Source organism: Curtobacterium sp. VKM Ac-2884, assembly GCF_015350945.1.
In the GTDB taxonomy this organism is placed as follows: domain Bacteria; phylum Actinomycetota; class Actinomycetes; order Actinomycetales; family Microbacteriaceae; genus Curtobacterium.
The window spans coordinates 67,766-84,047 of sequence record NZ_JADKSA010000001.1 but is presented as its reverse complement, the minus strand read 5'-3'; the positions used below and the strand labels follow the sequence as shown (position 1 = coordinate 84,047).

The following is a 16,282-nucleotide window of genomic DNA, read 5'->3' as shown; positions in this document are numbered from 1 at the left end:
GGTGTCCTTCCGTTCACGGCCCGTTCATCTTACGGGCGTCCGGCGGTCACTCCGGCGACACCGGGGGTGATCACTTCCGTGTCACCCAGCGGGCGCGGACGGACAGGCCCGCGTGCAGGACGGCGCGGAGCGGCCAGAGCCACCACGCCCGGTACTTCCGCGACAGGAACCGGTACGCGCTGCGGTGGTGCTCGATCTCCATCCGGCGCCGGTTCGACGACGTCGAGTGCGCCCCGGTGTGCGTGACCACGGCGCTCGGCACGTACACGTTCGCACGACCCGAGCGACCGACGCGCTGGCCCAGGTCGACGTCCTCGAAGTACATGAAGTACGACTCGTCGAAGCCGTCGAGCTGCCGGAACAGGTCGGTGCGGATGAGGAAGCACGCGCCGGACAGCCAACCGGCCTCGCGCTCGACGACCTGCGTGGTCGACCAGTACCGCTGGCTCCACGGGTTCGCCGGCCAGAACCGCGAGAACGCCGCGTGCCCGAGCCCGGTCCGGAGCGACGGCAGCTGGCGGGCGGACGGGTACGTCTCGCCCTGCTCGTCGAGGATCCGCGGTCCGAACGACCCGCCGGACGGCAGCCGGTCGGCGGCGCGCACGAGCTCGTCGACGGAGCCGGGTGCGAGCACGACGTCGGGGTTCGTGACGAGCAGGAACTCGGGGCGGACGTCGGGCAGGACGTCGTCGAGGGCGCTCAGCGCGGCGTCGATGCCCCCGCCGTAGCCGCGGTTGCCCCCGGAGGACACCACGACGGCACCGTAGGACTCGCCGATCGCCCGCAGCGCGTCGATGTCGGTCGAGCCGTTGTCCGCGATCACGACGGCGACGGGCTCCGACGACGCCGCTGCGACGCTCGCCAGGAACGGCCGGATGGTCTCGCCGGTGTTGTAGGTGACCGTCAGCACCGCGACGCGGATCACCGGAGACCCCCGACCGGAGCGACCCCGGCGACGGCCGAGTAGGCCTCGACGTGCACGGCTGCCGTGGCCTCCCACGTGAACGAGGCGGCCCGGGCCAGCGCGGCCGCCCGGTGCGACGCGACGAGCGACGGGTCGTCAAGCAGCCCCGTCATGGCGGACGCCAGTGCGGGGGCGGACGGCTCGGTGTACACGGCTGCGTCACCGCCGACCTCGGGCAGCGACAACCGGCGGGTGGTCAGGACGCACGCGCCGGAGGCCATCGCCTCGACCACCGGCAGGCCGAAGCCCTCGCCGAGGGAGGGGTAGACGACGAACTCCGCGCCGCCGAGGTAGCCCGCCAGGTCCTCGAGGGGAAGGTACCCGGCCTCGATCACGTGGTCGTCGGGCTGCAGGGCGTCGAGCCGGGCGATCGCGGACTCGTCCCAGCCCCGGGCACCGGAGAGCACCAGCCACGGCGTGTCGGTGCCCGCCGCCGTCCGCGCGGAGCGCACCGCGGCGTAGGCGTCGAGCAGTGCGGTGACGTTCTTCCGCGGTTCGATCGTGCCGAGGAACGCGATCCAGGGCGCGCCCTCGGGCAGCGTCGCCGCGATCCGGGCGTCCTCGACCTCGGCAGTGGACGGCTCGTGGAACACAGCACGGTCGACGCCGAGCGGTGCGACCCGGACGTCGGCGCGGATGCCGCGCACGACCCGTGCGGCCTCGGTCGCGGTGGCCGCACTCGGCACGATGACGACCGGGCGGGAGCGCAGGGACCGACGGCTCCACCAGGTGAAGAACGTGCGCTTCAGGCGGGAGTGCCACTCGGGGTTCGAGAAGAACGTGGCGTCGTGCAGCGTGACGACCGATCCGCCGCGCCACGCGAACGGGAACGTGTAGTGCGGGGAGTGCAGCACCTGCGCGCCGAGGCGACGGCCCAGCGCCGGCAGCCCGGTCTGCTCCCACAGGAACCGGAGCGGCACCGAGTCGGTCCAGCCCGGCGCGGTGTGCACGGTCGCGTGCGGCGCGACGGCGGCGAAGTGCGGAGCGTGCACGGGTCGGACCACCAGGTGGACGTCGAGCGCCGGGTCGGTCAGGTGCGACACGACCCCCTCGACGTAGCGGCCCACACCACCGAGTTCACGCGGTACCGCGGTCCCGTCGACGAGGACGGTGAGCTGCGGCACGCGTGGGTCCTTCCGGACGGGGACGCCGTGGTCGGGACCGTCGGCGGGGGAGTGGGAGTGGGCTCGGGAGAGACCAGGATAGCCCTCCGCGCTCATGCGCCCGGGTCCACGCTGCGGCGCGGGACGGACGCGCGCCGCGACTCGCGGAGCCGCCGCGCGAGGTGCGAGGGGAGCGCCCCGACGACGTCCGCGAACGCTGCCAGGACGAGCCGGGCCTCCCGTCGGGTGGAGGCGGACAGCAGCCCGCGCAGGCCGCGGAAGAGGGTGCGGGCACCGGCACGCAGGACGGTGTCCCACGGTGCGTGCCAGAGTGCGACGACCATCCGGTTCCGCGCGTTGCGGAACAGGAACAGGTCGCTCTGCACCCCGGACGACGCCGAGTGGTCGTGCTCGACGACCGCGTCGGCCGCGTGTTCCACGCGCCAGCCGCGTCGGCGGAGTCGCCACGCGAGTTCGGTGTCCTCGTAGTACATGAAGAGCGACTCGTCGAGCAGGCCGACGTCGTCGAGGGCGCTCCGCCGCAGGGCGGAGGCCCCGCCGGAGAACCCGAAGACATCGACGTCGGCGACCCGGTCGACGGGCGCGAACCAGTCGCGGTCCATGCCGTTGCCGGCGCGGTCGACGCGCACACCGGTCGAGTTCAGGCGCACCTCGCCGTCCGCCGACGGCGTCCAGAGGCGGCCGTCGTGGCCCCGCAGCACGCGCTGGCCGGGTGCGGGCGTCGCGTCGACCGGGAGGCCCGTCCAGCGTCCGGCGAGCACGATGCGGCCCGTCACGGCCGCGACCTCGGGCCCCGCCTGCGCCAGGTGGTCGCGGAGCGCCCGGACGAAGCCCGGCGCCGGGACGGCGTCGTTGTTGAGCAGGACGACGACGTCGGCGTCCGCGTGCCGGATGCCGGTGTTCGCGCCGGCCGCGAACCCGCCGTTGTGCTCCCGCGCGATCACGGTGACACCCGGCAGATCGCGACGGAGCTCGGCGATCGAGTCGTCCGACGACCCGTTGTCGACGACGACCACCTGGTCGGCCGCGCCCTCGGCGAGCACGGCGCGGACGGCCGCGGTCGTCAGGTCCGCGCGTTCCCAGTTGACGACGACGACCGCGGTGCGGGACGCATCGTCGACGGGCGTCAGTCGAGCTCCTCGATCGAGGGCTTCGCGTAGACACTGCCGACCGCGTCGCCGAACGAGGGGACCTCGAACGAGTCGCACTCGGGCAGGTCGTGCAGGTGCCGGCCGGCCGAGTCCATCATCGAGACGTTGATGAAGTACTTGCCGGTGCCGAAGTTCGTGTCCGCGATCCGCAGGCGGAGCTTCTTGCGGCCGTGCAGCGGCTCGAGGTGGATGCCCATGATGCCGGTCGTGGTGCCGTAGACGACCTGGCCGGACGTGTTGTTGACCTGGACGGCTGCTTCCCAGTCCTCGACGCCGTCGAGGTGCTCGAACTCCATGTCGACCAGCAGGTCGTCGCCGGGGGTGACCCCGTCGCGCGGTCCCTTGCCGTCGGCGTGCACCGACGCCTGCAGCACGGTGCCGCGACCGACCGCGACGTCGGCGCTGAGCTCCCCGGCACGACGTTCCTCGAGCACGTCGCGGAACAGGCTGACGGCACCGATCGGGTCGCCGTCGTGCAGGACCTTGCCCTTGTTCAGGAGCACGACGCGGTCGCACATGTCCTGCACCTGGCTGAGGGAGTGCGTGACGATGATGATCGTCTTGCCCTGCTCCTGGAACGAGCGGATGCGGTCGAGGCACTTGCGCTGGAACGCCTCGTCGCCGACGGCGAGCACCTCGTCGACCAGCAGGACGTCGGGGTCGGTGTGCACGGCCACCGCGAAGGCGAGTCGCACGTACATGCCGGACGAGTAGAACTTCACCTGGGTGTCGATGAAGTCGCCGATGCCCGAGAACGCCAGGATGTCGTCGAAGCGCTCCTCGGTCTCCTTGCGCGTCAGGCCGAGCAGGCTCGCGTTCAGGAAGACGTTCTCGCGGCCGGACAGGTCCGGGTGGAAGCCGGCGCCGAGCTCGAGCAGGGCTGCCAGGCGCCCGCGGCGCGACACCGTGCCGGAGGTCGGCTGGATGATGCCGCCGATCGCCTTGAGCAGGGTCGACTTGCCGGATCCGTTCTGGCCGATCAGCCCGACGGTGGTGCCGGCCTGGATCGACACGGTGACGTCGTCGAGCGCCCAGAAGTCCTGCCGGTGCTTGCGGCCGGCGCGACCGAGCGTGACGATCCGTTCGCGGATGGTGTTGTCCTTGCGGACGACGAAGCGCTTGCGGACGTGGTCGATGACGATGACGTCGGGGCGCTCGGCGGTGGCGCCGGACGTCGACGGGGCGACGGGGGTGCTGATGGCCATGGTCTAGAGCTCCTGCGCGAAGTTGCCCTGCAGGCGGGAGAAGACCCGCTGCGCGCCGATGAGGCAGAACAGCCCGATCACGAGGGCGATCCCGAGCCGCATCATCAGGTGCGGCGGGTAGTCGACGGGGGTCGGGTGGATCCAGATCGCGTTCTGGAGTCCGAGCACCGACAGGGTGAGCGGGTTGTTGGTGTAGATCGCCAGCAGCCACTGCACCTTCAGCTCGGCGACGACCATCGAGTACGAGTAGACGATCGGCGACGCCCAGAGGAGCACCATGAGCCCGACGTCGATGACGAACTGCACGTCGCGCAGGTACACGTTGAGCGCCGACAGCACGAGACCGATCGCGGCGCCGTAGACCAGGATCACCAGCAGTGACGGGATGAGGTAGATCAACCCCTCGTGCCAGGGGAAGACCCCGAGCACGATCGTCGCGGCGATGAGGATCGCGAACTGGATGAGGAAGTTGACCAGGGCCGCGCCGACGCTGGCGAGGGGGAAGACCTCGCGCGGCACGTAGACCTTCTTGATCAGCCCGCTGTTGCCGACGATCGACCCGGTCGACCCGGCGACGATCTCACTGAAGAGCGTGTAGGCGGTCAGGCCGGTGAAGACGTAGATGGCGAAGTTGTCGATCGCACGGGACGAGCCGAGGATCTTGCCCATCACGAAGTAGTAGATCATCAGCTGGGTCAGCGGGCGCACGAGCGTCCACACGAACCCGAGTGCCGAGTCCTTGTACCGCGCCTTCAGGTCGCGGCGGATGAGCATCCCGAGCATCTCGCGCTGTCCGAAGACGTCGCGGAGTTCTCGCCAGGTACCTCGGAAAGCGCTCGTCGGAGCGCCGATCACGACGAGGGGCTCCTTGGCGAGCGCCGCCATGCGGGCTTGATCGACCATACGTCTCTTCGTTCGGTGGGGGCGGGACCGGAACAGCATACTCACTGGACCGCTGAGGTCGGGGCGCGCACCGCCTGCCGGACGACACCCGTCGTCCGCCCCCGTGCGGGGGTGAAAGTGCGCGACAACAACCCTCAACCTTCACTTTCGGGTTACCGTTGACGCAACCCGGACCCTTGTCAACAACCACAGGACGGCCCGAAAGCATGCAGCTTGTTCCACGGTCGATCGCTGCGCTCGCGGTGGTCGGTGCTCTCAGTCTCTTCACGGCGGGGTGTTCCGCCGGCGACGATCCCGGCCCCTCGTCGAGCCCCTCGCGCACGGTCAGCCCCTCGCCCAGCGCGACGGGTCCGTCGTCCGTCCCCTCGTCGTCCGCGTCCTCGTCCTCGACTGCGGAGCCGTCCGACGACGACGTGCCCACGGCGTTCCCCGGCAGCGGGCAGACCCCCGAACCCGACACCGACCCCTCGGACTTCCCGGCCACGGCACTCGTGACGTTCTCCGGTTGGGACACCGCCAGCAAGACCCTGCAGGCGGGCGGCCTGGTCTCCGGCACGACGGACACCTCCGGCACGTGCACGTTCGTCGCCACCAAGGGCGGCACCGCCCGCACACTGACGAGCAAGGCCGAGGCGAGTGCGTCCTCGGTGAACTGCGCGCAGGTGTCGTTCCCCGCGAGCCAGGTGTCCACCGGGACCTGGTCCATCACCCTCGAGTACTCGGTCGGGTCGAAGTCGACCACGTCCGAACCGATGACGGCGGAGGTGCCGTGATGCGTTCCATCCTGACCGACGGCGATCGACGCCGTCCCCTGCGCTCGGTGCTCGGCATGGTCGCCGCACTCGCCATCGCGGTGAGCGGCCTGACCATCGGCACGATCGTGTCGGAGCGGACCACGACGGAGTCGGCGTCGGCCGCCGTCGCCGCGAACTTCGACCCCGGCAACATCATCAGCGACGCCAACTTCTACAACGGCGGCGCGATGAGCGGGTCGGCGGTGCAGTCGTTCCTGAACAGCGTCGCCCCGAACTGCACGCCGCGGTCCGGTGGCCCCGCCTGCCTGAAGAACTTCACGCAGAACATGAGCGCCATCGGCGCCGTCGCGAACCGGTGCTCGGCGATCCCGGGCGGCAACAAGTCGGCCGCGACGATCATCGCGCAGGTCGGTGCCGCGTGCGGGATCAGCCAGAAGGTGCTGCTCGTGCTGCTGCAGAAGGAGCAGGGCATCGTCGCGACGAGCTCGCCGACGAGCTACATGTACCTGCACGCCACGGGCTTCGCCTGCCCGGACACCGCTCCGTGCGACCCCGCGTACTACGGCTTCGGCCAGCAGGTGTACGCCGCGGCGTTGCAGTTCAAGCGCTACCAGGCCTCGCCGACGTCGTGGGCGTACCAGGCCGGTCGCAACAACGCGATCCTGTACAACCCCAACGCCGCGTGCGGCCGCAAGACGGTCAACATCAAGAACCAGGCGACCGCAGCCCTGTACATCTACACGCCGTACACCCCGAACAGTGCCGCGATGTCGAACCTCTACGGTTCCGGTGACTCCTGCTCGGCCTACGGCAACCGCAACTTCTGGCGCATGTACACCGACTGGTTCGGATCGCCCACGGGCGGGTCGTCGCCGATCGGGAGCGTCGACTCCCAGAGCGGCGCCGCCGGCGGCACCATCACGGTGCGCGGCTGGACGGCCGACCCGGACTCGACCGAGTCGATCAAGGCGCAGTTCTACGTCGACGGCGTCGGCAAGGCGTCGATCCGCGCCGACACCGTCCGCTCCGACCTGGCCTCGTTGCTCGGCGCGAACAACACGGCGCACGGCTTCCAGACGACGCTCTCGGGCATCGCACCCGGCAAGCACAACGTCTGCGTGTTCGGCATCAACGTCGGCGCGGGTGCGAACACGCTGCTCAACTGCGGGGACGTGACCGTGCCCGCCTCGGCCCCGGTCGGCAGCCTCGAGACCGTCACCGGCGGGACCGGCTCCATCGCCGTCAGCGGGTGGGCGCTCGACCGCGACTCGTCCGCAGCCACCGCGTACAAGGTGCAGGTGGACAGCGTCGGCGCGATCGCCGCGACCGCCGACGTCGTGCGCACCGACATCGCCGCGAAGTACCCGGGCGCCAGCTCCACCGTCGGGTTCTCGAAGACGATCCAGGACGTCGCCGCCGGTTCCCGCACGGTGTCGCTCTGGACCCAGGACAAGCCGGGCGCGACCTGGGTCAAGGTCGCCTCGAAGACGGTGACCGTCACCGCGGCGACCGGGGCCTCCGGTGCGGTGAAGGGTGCCTTCGAGTCGGCCACCGGCGGCGTCCGCTCGGTCGCGCTGAAGGGGTGGGCGATCGACCCGGACACGTTCGCACCGGTCAAGTACAAGATCCACGTCGACGGTGTCGGCGCGGCGGCCGGCAGCGCGAGCGCAGCCCGGAGCGACGTGGCGCAGTCGTACCCGAAGTGGGGCTCCGCGCACGGTCTGACGGCCACCCTCAACGACGTCGAGCCGGGTCGGCACACGATCACCGTGTGGTGGCAGGACCTGCCGAGCGGCACCTACGTCAGCGCAGGCTCGAAGACCGTGACGGTGGCCGCCCCGCCGTCGTCCGGCGCGACCGGCAAGACCGGTGCCGTCACCGGCGCGTTCGAGAAGGCGACCGCCGGCCCGAACACCGTCGCGCTCACGGGCTGGGCGATCGACCCGGACCGGTACGACCCGGTCAAGTACAAGATCCACCTCGACGGTGTCGGTGCCGCGGCGGGCAGCGCGAACGCGGCCCGCACGGACATCGGCGCCGCCAAGCCCGGCTGGGGGAACGACGTCGGGCTCGCGGTCACGCTGACGGGCGTCAGCGCGGGCAGCCACACGGTCACGGTCTGGTACCAGGACCTGCCCGGCGGCAACTACGTCAGCTTCGGCACCCAGCGGGTGACGGTCCAGGACGCCGTGCCCGCACCGACGGGGAAGACCGGGGCCGTGTACGGCGCCTACGATGCGGCGACCGGCGGCAAGGGCACGGTCGCGGTGAAGGGTTGGGCCATCGACCCCGACACGTTCGACCCCGTCCGGTACAAGATCCACGTCGACGGCGTCGGCGCTGCAGCGGGCAGCGCGAACGCGGTCCGCGCCGACGTCGAGAAGGTCCACCCGGGCTGGGGCTCCGACGTCGGACTCGCGGTCACGCTCACCGGCGTGAAGCCGGGCAAGCACGCCGTGCGGGTCTGGTACCAGGAGCTCCCGGGCGGCGTCTACAAGGACTTCGGCACGAAGACGGTCACCGTCTCGTAACGGGCCCACCAGACGGACGGGAGGCTCCCCACCGGCTCTGCCCGGTGGGGAGCCTCCCGTCCGTCTGCGTCGCCGCCTCGGGCGCCCGGCCGGTCCCGTCGCCGGCCCGGGGTCGTCAGGCGCGTCGGCGGCCCGGCGTGGTCAGGCGCGGCGGCGGAGCGCGCGGGCGACGCCGCCGAGGCGGTCGAGGGCCCGGAACTCGGCGGAGTGGGTCAGCGTGTCGTACCGGGTCGCGATCGCGTCCCGTTCCGCCTCGGCGTCGTGCTGCGCCTGTTCGGCGTCCTTGCGTGCACGGTCGAGGACGGCGACCGCCTCTTCCGACACGATGAGTCGCCGGTTGATGTCCTCGACCCCCGCGCGGTGCACGTCGCGCTCCTGCTCGGTCGCGCGGAGCAGCTCGCGCTGCTGCGCGGCCCAGCGGAGCAGCGGATCGACGGCGCCGGTCCGTGCCGCGGCGTGCGAGGTCGCCGCGTCGAGCAACGGGCCGACCTGCACGGCGCGGGCCGCGTAGGAGTGCCGTTCCACCACGACGGCGCCCAGCCGCGCGACCAGGGCGTCCCGTTCGGCGGTCGGCATCGCGATCGCACGTTCCAGGGACGGGGCGTCGGTGAAGACGGGGACGTCGGCCAGTCCGAGTTCGTCGAGGCCGAGGGCGCAGGAGGTGACCGGCAGCGCCCCGCACGCCAGCGACTCGTAGAGCCGCGAGTTGAGCGTGCCGAACTCCGCGGCGGGTGCGATGACGTCGTCGACGACGAACGCGGCTGCGCGGTAGACCTCGGGCAGCGCGAAGTACGACACCGCCGGTCGGAGCTCCACACCGGGGGCGGCGTCGACGTGCTCGACGTTCGCGGCGAACCAGACGATCGGCTCGGGCGGGGCGACCTGCTGCAGCACGTCCTGCACACCGCGGCGCGCTCCCCAGAAGTTGACCGTCGTGACGGTGCGGCCGGTCCGCGGCGGCGTCGTCCCGTCGGCGTCGGTGGTGAAGAGGTCGAGGTCGACGCCGATCGGCACCACCTCGACCGGCACGTCCACCACCCGGGCCAGTTCGTCGCGGGCGATCGTCGACGACGCCCACACCGCGTCGAACTCGGCCAGGTACGGCACCGACGCCCACTGCGCCGTCCAGTTCCGCACCCACGCGACGGTGGCGGTCTTCGCCGGCACGAGACCGGGGACGAACGACTCGATCATGCTGACGAGCACCGTCGTGTCCTCGGGGACGGTCTCGGCCCAGCGCCGGATCGGCCAGACGTCGACGCCCCAGCCCTCGGCCCGGAGCGCCCTGGCCAGACCGAGGGCGACGAACAGGTCGCCCTTGCCCTCGGTCGGGTCGTCGGTCGACACCGCGAAGCGGATCGTGCCCCTGGTCCCCGTCGCGTGGTCGCCGCGGGCGATCTCCTGGTACTCGGCTGCGAGGGGGGACGAGGCGGGGGAGGACGGGATCGCGGGGTGCATCACGGTGCCATTGTGCACGAAGCACACCCGACCTCCGCCGAGCGCCGTGCTGCGCCTTGTAGGGTGTTGTCGGTCGCCGGGCACCCCCGACGTCCGGATCACCGAACCGTGCTGCAGGCGCGGCATCAGCTGGAGGAACTCGTCGTGACAGAGCGCAAGCCAGGAGTCGTTTCCGTCGTCCTCGTGAACTACAAGGGCACCGACGACACCCTGACGAGCATCGCCGAGCTCCGCAAGCAAGACTGGCCGCAGGACCGGCTCGAGGTCATCGTCGTCGACAACGGCTCCGGCGCCGAGCACGTCGGGCGGCTGAAGGCCTCGGACCTCGACTTCACCTTCGTCGACTCCGGCCAGAACCTCGGCTTCACCGGCGGCTGCAACCTGGGCGTCGAGCACTCCTCGGGCGAGATCGTGGCGTTCCTGAACAACGACGCCCGCCCGGACACCGGCTGGGTGCGCGAGGCGATGGCCACGTTCGCGTCCGGCGCCGACATCGGTGCCGTGGCGTCGAAGGTCCTCGACTGGGAGGGCGTGAACATCGACTTCACCGAGGCCGCCATGACCTGGTACGGCATGGGCTACAAGCCGTTCGCCGGGTCGCCGGACACCGGCCGGTGGGAGAGCGAGACCGACGTCCTGTTCGGCACCGGTGCCGCGATGTTCATCCGCGCCGAGCTCTTCGAGCAGCTGGGCGGCTTCGACGACCGCTACTTCATGTTCTACGAGGACGTCGACCTCGGGTGGCGCCTCAACCTGCTCGGCTGGCGTTTCCGGTACCAGCCGAAGTCGGTGGCGTTCCACAAGCACCACGCGTCGATGAACAAGTTCGGCGACTTCCGAGAGACCTACCTGCTCGAGCGCAACGCCCTCTTCACGCTCTACAAGAACCTCGGCGACGAGCAGCTCGCCGCGGCCCTGCCCGGGTCGCTGGCGCTCGCGGTCCGCCGTGCCGTGGGCCGCGGCGAGCTCGACTCCACGTCGCTCGACCTGCGGAACCCCGGCGACGACAGCGTCCCGACCGTCCCGGTCCCGAAGACGAGCTTGGCCGGCATCTACGGTGTCGACCAGTTCGTCGAGCAGCTGCCGTCGATGACCGAGTCGCGCCGCGAGATCCAGGCGAGCCGGGTCCGCAGCGACCGCGAGCTCCTCCGCCTGTTCGGCAACCGCGACGAGCCCGCGTACCCGATCGAGAACTACCTGGCCGGCTACGACAAGATCGTGCACTCGCTCGGGGTGCTCGAGGTCGGTGCGCGCCGTCGGATCCTCATCGTCACCGGTGACTCCATCGGCGAGAAGATGGCCGGCCCGGCGATCCGCGCGACCCAGATGGCGAAGCAGCTCGCGAACGAGCACGACGTGCGCGTGATCAGCCTCACCCGCTCGACGCAGATCGACCCGTCGTACGACGTCGTGACCGTCCCGCACCGTCACCCGCGCCAGATGGTCGAGCACGAGGCCTGGGCCGACGTGATCATCGTCCAGGGCCACGCGCTGCGCCTGTTCCCCGTCCTCGAGTCGACGCGCAAGATCCTGGTGGTCGACGTGTACGACCCGCTGCACCTCGAGCAGCTCGAGCAGGGCCGCAGCGACGACGTCGACCAGTGGAACCGGCAGATCCTCGACGCCTCGGACACGCTCAACCACCAGCTCGAACTCGGTGACTACTTCATCTGTGCATCCGAGCGGCAGCGCATGTTCTGGCTCGGGCAGCTCGCGGGCTCCGGTCGGGTGAACGCCCGCACGTACTCCCGCGACCCCGACCTCCGGTCGCTCATCGGTGTCGTGCCGTTCGGCCTGTCCTCGACGCCGCCGGTGCACGACCAGCCGCGGGTCAAGGGAGTCGTGCCGGGCATCGGCAAGAACGACAAGCTCGTCGTCTGGGGCGGTGGCATCTACGACTGGTTCGACCCGATCACGCTGGTGCGGGCGATCGGTCAGCTCGCCGAGCGGAAGCCGACCGTCAAGCTCTTCTTCATGGGCGTGCAGCACCCGAACCCGGACGTGCCCGAGATGGACATCGTCGCGAAGGTCCGTGCCGAGGCCGATGCCCTGGGACTCACCGGCAAGAACGTCTTCTTCAACGACGCGTGGATCCCGTACGAGGAACGTGGCGCCTACCTCCTCGAGGCCGACGCCGGCGTCTCGACGCACTACGAGCACCTCGAGACGACGTTCTCCTTCCGCACCCGGATCCTCGACTACCTGTGGGCGCGTCTGCCCATCGTGACGACCGCCGGTGACTCGTTCGGCGACCTCGTCGCCGCCGAGAAGCTCGGCATCGCCGTGCACGAGCAGGACATCGACACCCTCGCTGCCGCGCTCGAGACGGCTCTGTTCGACAAGAAGGCGCGCGCCGAGTTCATCGGCAACGTCGACCGCATCCGCGAGCAGTTCACGTGGGAGAACGTCCTCGCGCCGCTCGTCGAGTTCTGCCGGAACCCCGTCCGCGCCGCCGACAAGTCGGTGCGGGACACGGTGGCCGTGGCCGAGGCACACCAGATGCGCGTGCGGGTGCCGGAGCGCAAGAAGCTCTCGGGCGTCCGGTACGACGTCGGCCGTGCCGTGCACTACTTCCGGACCGAGGGCCCGCGCAGCGTCGCGGGCAAGATCAAGCGGCGCCTGACGAGCCGGTGACGACGACGGACGCCGCGGCCCTCGTCGTCGTGCCGACGTACGACGAGGCCGAGAACATCCGGTCCGTCGTCGCAGCCGTCCTGACGGCCGTGCCCCGCGCACACGTCCTCGTCGTCGACGACGGCAGCCCGGACGGCACGGGGGACATCGTACGGTCGCTCGCGGCCGACGACCGGCGGGTGCACCTGCTGCAGCGCGCCGGCAAGGCCGGCCTCGGCACCGCCTACGTCGCGGGGTTCCGGTGGGGCCTGGAGCGCGGGTACCCCCTGCTCGTCGAGATGGACGCCGACGGGTCGCACCCTGCCGACCGCCTGCCCGCGCTCATCGACGCCGTGGAGTCCGCGGACGACGTCCTGCTCGCGATCGGGTCGAGGTGGGTGCCCGGAGGGACGGTGGTCGACTGGCCGCTCCGCCGCCGGGTGCTGAGCCGCGGCGCCAACGCGTACGCCCGGCTGGTGCTCGGCCTGGACGTCCGTGACATCACCGCGGGGTTCCGCGTCTACCGCTCCCCGGCCATCGCCCGCATGGACCTCGGGTCGATCGACTCGAAGGGGTACTGCTTCCAGGTCGACATGACCCTGCGGGTGGACGCCCTGGGCGGCCGGGTGGTCGAGGTCCCGATCCGGTTCCGCGACCGCATGCACGGGGTCTCGAAGATGAGCCGGTCGATCGTCCTCGAGGCCATGCTCCGTGTCACGCAGTGGGGCCTGCAGCGCCGGCTGGGTCGTCGCACGCGTCCGTGACCACGTGGCGCGTGCGGGCGCTGCGGTTCAGGGGCGCGGCAGGTGCCGGCGCCACGAGCGCCGCCGGGCGGCGATCACGAGCACCGTCACGAAGACCATCAGGCCCGCGCCGTGCAGCAGGTAGCTCTCCGCCGTGCTCGTGACGGCCAGCAGCACCAGTACAGCGGCCGGCCACACGTACGCCACCCCCGGGAACGTCGTCGCGGTCACCCAGGCCCGCGCGAACGCCAGGAGCGCCGTCACGCCGAGGATGATCGTGCCGGCGAGCCCGATCTGCAGCCAGGCGTCGACGAAGGCGTTGAGCCCTGAGGGGAACCGCATCCCCGCCGGGTCGAGCAGGGTCACGTAGGGCACCACGGCTTCGCGCGGCCAGGTGCCGACCCATCCCCAGCCCTGGATCGGGTAGCGCTCGGTGAGCACGCGGATCTGCGACCACAGGTCGATGCGCGTGGCGGTGCCACCGGCGGCGCCGATCTCGGCCAGCAGTCGCCCGCGGGCGAGGACCGCGACGACGAGGGCCAGCAGGACGGCCGCGCCGAGGACACCGTTCACCACCGGGCGCGTCGCGGGTCTGGCGTGCCGGAGTGACCACAGCGCGAGCGCCGTGACGGCCAGGGCGATCATCGCGAGCCCGGTGATGGGGGACTGGACGAGCATCAGGGCGATGACGGCCAGGGCGGTGGAGCCGACGGCCCGCCAGACCGTGACGGAGCGGGTGAGGAACTCGACCACGAAGGTGACGAGCGCCATGGCAGCGATGAAGCCCATGAAGTTGCGGGTGCCGCCGATGCCCTGGATCGGGCCGCCGTAGGCGATGTCGCCGCGGATGCCGAACGCCGGGAACGGGACGTCGAGCACCAGGCCGGAGAGCACCTCGAGGCCGAGGGCGGTCACGAGGAGGATCCGGAACGCATCACCCGAGGCACGGATCACCTGAACCAGGTCGCGCCCGAGCGCCAGGTACAGCCCCAGGCCCATGAAGCACACGGTCGCGACGAGCCCCCGCAGCGCGACCCACGAGTACTCGCTCCAGAGCACGCTCAGCGCGCAGTACCCGACGAACGCCAGCAGGGACAGCGGCAGCACCCCGTGCCACTCGATCCGGTACCGCTGCCCGAGCAGGCTCAGGCCGGCGAGCACGAACAGCGTGACGAGCACCGCCCATGTGCCGGCAGTCCCGACCACGGCCCCGACGGTGGGCTGCCCGAACGCGAACAGCACGATGACCGTCGCGAGCGCCTGGCTGAACCGCCCGCCGGCGGAGAACCCGATCCAGGCGGAGAGGTAGCGGCGCGCGCGCACCCGCTTCGTCAGCCGTCCGTCCGTCACCCCACCATCTTGGTGCACGCACCTCGGTACCGGGCCATCGCGGAGCGTCGATATCGCTGATACGCGATGAACCGGCTACCGTCGACGGACCATGCAGCGCCCCGCGAGTCCGACCCACCGCCGTCTCGACGGCCTCCGCGTGGCCGCCGCCGCGGTCCTGGTCGGCGTCGCCACGACCGCGCTCGCCTGGTGGCGGCTCGGGCCGACGGCCCGCAGTACCGTGTGGGCGGAGGACGGTGGCCTGTTCCTGCGGGAACGCATCGCCCTCGGCCCCGTCGACTCCCTGCTGCACCCCTACGCCGGGTACCTGCACCTCGTGCCCCGGTTGCTCGTCGACGTCGCCTGGGCCCTGCCCGTCCAGGACTACGCCCGGGCACTGTCCGCCGGGGCCTGCGTCGTCGTCGGCGCGGTGAGCGTCACCGTGTTCCTGCTCGCGCGCGACGTCGTGCCGCAGTGGCCGCTCCGGGCCCTGCTCGCCGCGGTGCCGGCCCTGCTCCCGCTCGCGCCCTACGAGATCAGCGGGAACGCCGCGAACCTGCACTGGTACATGCTCTTCGCCGCCCCCTGGCTGTTCGCGTACCGCGCGCGGACGTGGTGGGCGTCCGGGACGGTCGCCGTCCTGACCGCCTTCGCGGTCCTCACCGAGCTGCAGACCGTGCTGTTCCTGCCGCTCCTGCTCCTCGCGTGGTTCCCCCTGCGGAACGGTCCGGGCGACCGGGCGTGGCCACGCGCGGTCCCGGTGACCATCGTCGCCCTGATCGGCGCCGGTGCGCAGGTGGGAACCGCCCTCACCGGCCAGCGATCGCAGCCGCCGGGCAGACCGGCGTTCACCGACGTGGTCGCCGGGTGGCTGCTGCAGCCCGTCGCGGGGACCTGGACACCGGACGTCGGTGCTGCCGTCCGCGCCGTCGTGATCCACGGCTGGGGCGTCGTGCTCGTGCCCGTCCTGTTGGTCGCCGCCACGGTGGTGGTCGCGCTCGTCGTCGGGACGTGGCGCGCACGCTGGGTGATCGTCGCGCTCGCCGCGGTGTCCGGCGGCGTGTGGTGGGCTGCGCTGATCGCCAACGGGGGACAGGGCCAGGCGTGGGCGCACCCGATCCCGGCACTCGCAGCGGTCCCGCCGCTGCGCTACGCCGCGGCGTCGGGCATGCTCCTGCTGGCTGCGGTGGTCGTCGCGGCGAGCGTGCTCCTCGATGCACGTCCCGCGCAGCGGGGAGTGCGGCCGACGCGACGTGGGGCGCGGCCGGCAGGCGCCCTCCGCTTCGTCCGCGTGCTGGCGGGCTGGTCCGTGGTCGCCGTCCTGGTCGTCGCGGTGGTGGGCAACCTGGCCCCGGGAGCCACACGACGCAGCGACGGCCCGGTCTGGGCGACGCAGGTCCCCGGCGCGGTCGCGGCGTGCGCGGGCGACCCGACGCGGGACGTCGAGATCCGGAAGGCGCCGTGGACGGCCAAGGTGCCGTGCTCGAGACTGCTCGAGCGGTGACC

General features: G+C 71.5%; 12 protein-coding genes. 5 read left to right on the top strand and 7 right to left on the bottom strand.

Annotated elements, in window-relative coordinates:
* Positions 1 to 70 precede the first annotated feature (70 nt).
* From ITJ60_RS00365 to ITJ60_RS00345, 5 genes are all read right to left on the bottom strand, one after another.
* Positions 71 to 925, bottom strand: a complete 855-nt coding sequence (locus ITJ60_RS00365; RefSeq protein WP_194646316.1) for a glycosyltransferase family 2 protein — start codon at positions 923 to 925, stop codon at positions 71 to 73.
* The gene (locus ITJ60_RS00360; protein ID WP_194646315.1) at positions 922 to 2,088 is read right to left on the bottom strand and encodes a glycosyltransferase family 4 protein; all 1,167 of its coding nucleotides are present in this window, start codon (positions 2,086 to 2,088) and stop codon (positions 922 to 924) included. The genes ITJ60_RS00365 and ITJ60_RS00360 overlap by 4 nt, the downstream gene beginning before the upstream one ends.
* Before the next feature lie 92 nt (positions 2,089 to 2,180).
* Entirely contained in the window at positions 2,181 to 3,296 is a 1,116-nt protein-coding gene (locus ITJ60_RS00355) for a glycosyltransferase family 2 protein (RefSeq protein WP_323749071.1), read from the bottom strand.
* The gene (locus ITJ60_RS00350; protein ID WP_123338962.1) at positions 3,215 to 4,444 is read right to left on the bottom strand and encodes an ABC transporter ATP-binding protein; all 1,230 of its coding nucleotides are present in this window, start codon (positions 4,442 to 4,444) and stop codon (positions 3,215 to 3,217) included. Before ITJ60_RS00350 ends, ITJ60_RS00355 begins: the two co-directional genes overlap by 82 nt.
* Before the next feature lie 3 nt (positions 4,445 to 4,447).
* On the bottom strand, positions 4,448 to 5,347 hold the full coding sequence (locus ITJ60_RS00345; protein ID WP_159573655.1) for an ABC transporter permease: 900 nt from the start codon (positions 5,345 to 5,347) through the stop codon (positions 4,448 to 4,450).
* A 413-nt stretch (positions 5,348 to 5,760) separates the two neighbouring features.
* Here ITJ60_RS00345 and ITJ60_RS00340 point away from each other — a divergent pair, with 413 nt between their 5' ends.
* Together ITJ60_RS00340 and ITJ60_RS00335 are read left to right on the top strand one after the other, a co-directional pair.
* Positions 5,761 to 6,120 carry a hypothetical protein gene (locus tag ITJ60_RS00340; protein ID WP_194646314.1) on the top strand — a complete coding sequence of 120 codons (360 nt, stop codon included), beginning with the start codon at positions 5,761 to 5,763 and terminating at the stop codon, positions 6,118 to 6,120.
* Complete coding sequence (locus tag ITJ60_RS00335; protein ID WP_194646313.1) at positions 6,120 to 8,633, top strand: hypothetical protein; 2,514 nt, start codon at positions 6,120 to 6,122, stop codon at positions 8,631 to 8,633. Before ITJ60_RS00340 ends, ITJ60_RS00335 begins: the two co-directional genes overlap by 1 nt.
* Positions 8,634 to 8,774: 141 nt before the next feature.
* On the opposite strand, the gene ITJ60_RS00330 is transcribed toward ITJ60_RS00335, so the two are convergent.
* Complete coding sequence (locus tag ITJ60_RS00330; RefSeq protein WP_323749096.1) at positions 8,775 to 10,091, bottom strand: glycosyltransferase family protein; 1,317 nt, start codon at positions 10,089 to 10,091, stop codon at positions 8,775 to 8,777.
* Here ITJ60_RS00330 and ITJ60_RS00325 point away from each other — a divergent pair.
* Positions 10,014 to 12,725 carry a glycosyltransferase gene (locus ITJ60_RS00325; protein ID WP_416371897.1) on the top strand — a complete coding sequence of 904 codons (2,712 nt, stop codon included), beginning with the start codon at positions 10,014 to 10,016 and terminating at the stop codon, positions 12,723 to 12,725. The genes ITJ60_RS00330 and ITJ60_RS00325 overlap by 78 nt on opposite strands.
* On the top strand, positions 12,722 to 13,468 hold the full coding sequence (locus ITJ60_RS00320) for a polyprenol monophosphomannose synthase (RefSeq protein WP_159573833.1): 747 nt from the start codon (positions 12,722 to 12,724) through the stop codon (positions 13,466 to 13,468). The genes ITJ60_RS00325 and ITJ60_RS00320 overlap by 4 nt, the downstream gene beginning before the upstream one ends.
* Positions 13,469 to 13,495: 27 nt before the next feature.
* Here the strand turns inward: ITJ60_RS00320 and ITJ60_RS00315 are convergent, their stop codons facing one another.
* Entirely contained in the window at positions 13,496 to 14,797 is a 1,302-nt protein-coding gene (locus tag ITJ60_RS00315) for an exopolysaccharide production protein (protein WP_159573834.1), read from the bottom strand.
* A gap of 91 nt (positions 14,798 to 14,888) precedes the next feature.
* Between ITJ60_RS00315 and ITJ60_RS00310 the strand changes: the two genes are divergently transcribed.
* A complete protein-coding gene (locus ITJ60_RS00310) occupies positions 14,889 to 16,280 on the top strand; it encodes a hypothetical protein (protein ID WP_194646310.1) in 1,392 nt (463 codons plus the stop codon).
* Positions 16,281 to 16,282: the final 2 nt, after the last annotated feature.

Bases quoted from the DNA above. Each gene is read 5' to 3' on its own strand.
- ITJ60_RS00330 (WP_323749096.1), bottom strand. From the start codon at position 10,091: ATGCACCCCGCGATCCCGTCCTCCCCCGCCTCGTCCCCCCTCGCAGCC.
- ITJ60_RS00335 (WP_194646313.1), top strand. From the start codon at position 6,120: ATGCGTTCCATCCTGACCGACGGCGATCGACGCCGTCCCCTGCGCTCG.
- ITJ60_RS00310 (WP_194646310.1), top strand. From the start codon at position 14,889: ATGCAGCGCCCCGCGAGTCCGACCCACCGCCGTCTCGACGGCCTCCGC.
- ITJ60_RS00350 (WP_123338962.1), bottom strand. From the start codon at position 4,444: ATGGCCATCAGCACCCCCGTCGCCCCGTCGACGTCCGGCGCCACCGCC.
- ITJ60_RS00345 (WP_159573655.1), bottom strand. From the start codon at position 5,347: ATGGTCGATCAAGCCCGCATGGCGGCGCTCGCCAAGGAGCCCCTCGTC.